Annotated in this window: 2 protein-coding genes; one reads left to right on the forward strand and one right to left on the reverse strand. The window is 69.3% G+C overall.

Annotated elements, in window-relative coordinates:
- Nucleotides 1-399, forward strand: a 399-nt coding sequence (locus WDZ17_RS17320) for an SDR family NAD(P)-dependent oxidoreductase (RefSeq protein WP_339576424.1), incomplete at its 5' end; no start/stop codon positions are given.
- 85 nt (nucleotides 400-484) lie between these two features.
- Here WDZ17_RS17320 and WDZ17_RS17325 read toward each other — a convergent pair.
- A complete protein-coding gene (locus tag WDZ17_RS17325; protein WP_339576425.1) occupies nucleotides 485-1,243 on the reverse strand; it encodes a glucose 1-dehydrogenase in 759 nt (252 codons plus the stop codon).
- Nucleotides 1,244-1,353 lie beyond the last annotated feature (110 nt).

Genomic DNA, 1,353 nt, shown 5'->3' on the forward strand with positions numbered 1-1,353 from the left:
GCTCGAGGCGCCGTCCTCCGGCGTCGCGATCCAACAGCTGCGATCAAGGGCCAAGGCCCGGTCGCGCACACCACCGCGAAGGGCGGCGTCATCGCGATGACGAAGTCGCTCGCTGCGGAGGGCGCCCGCTACGGCGTCCGCGCGAACTCGATCTCGCCTGGCTTCGTCAGCACCCCGGCGACGGACAAGGCGGTGGACGCGGAGGGCAAGGCCTGGCAGGTCGGCAACGCGCTCATTCAACGCCCCGGCACGGGCGAGGACATCGCGTACACGGCGCTCTACCTGGCCTCCGACGAGTCATCTTGGGTGACCGGACAGAACTACAGCGTCGACGGCGGCGCGACCGCCGGGTGGCGGAACGACAGCGAGACGGACCGACTGGCCGCGAAGAACGGCTGACACGCGGGTCGCGGCGCGACCGGTGACGGACGGGAGGCACGGTGCCAGCTGACACCGTGCCTCCCGTCCGTCGTGGCCACCTCGTCTAAATCGCGAGGTACCCGCCGTCGACGGCGAACTGCGAGCCGGTCGCGAAGGCGGCCGCGTCGGAACCGAGCCACGCGACCATCTCGGCGATGTCGTGCGGCGTGCCGAGTCGGCCGATCGGGTGCTTCGTCAGCAGCGCGTCCTTGAAGCCGGGGTAGGTCTCCTCCAGCGCGTCTATCATTGGCGTCTGGATCACCCCGGGCAGCACTGCGTTCACGCGGATGCCTTTGTCGGAGTACTCCACCGCGGCGGCTCGGGTGAGGCCGATGACGCCGTGCTTCGACGTGACGTAGGCGGACTGGTGGGCGATGGCGGCCTGCCCGAGGGACGAGGCGGTGTTGATGATGGATCCGCCGCCCTGCGCCAGCATCTGCGGGATCTCGGCCTTCATGCTGATGAACACTCCGGTGAGGTTGACGGCGATCACCTTGTCGAACTGCTCCACCGTGACGTCGGCGAGGTCGGGGCCGGTGACCTCGATGCCGGCGTTGTTGTGCGCGACGTCGAGTCGGCCGTAGCGGTCCACCGTGGCCTGGACCAGGTGCTGCATCGACGCGAGGTCGGTCACGTCCGCCCGGACGAACGTCACGGCGTCTCCGCCGTCGATGTACTCGAGCGTCCCGTTGCCGGCATCCTCGGACAGGTCGGCGACAACGACCCGTGCGCCGTGGTCGACGAGGACCTTCGCGGTCTCGCGCCCGATCCCTCCGCCACCACCGGTGACGAGTGCGACCTTGCCATCGAGCGAGTTTGACATTGTGTGCTTCTTTCTCTCGGGGAGCGGCGTCGGTCGGCGCCGCTCGTTCAGTGCGGGAGCTGCGACGCGGCGTCGGCTGTGAGCCGGCGGACGTCGCGATCCAAGGTGGA

This window comes from Pseudokineococcus basanitobsidens (assembly GCF_037482545.1).
Lineage (GTDB): Bacteria > Actinomycetota > Actinomycetes > Actinomycetales > Quadrisphaeraceae > Pseudokineococcus > Pseudokineococcus basanitobsidens.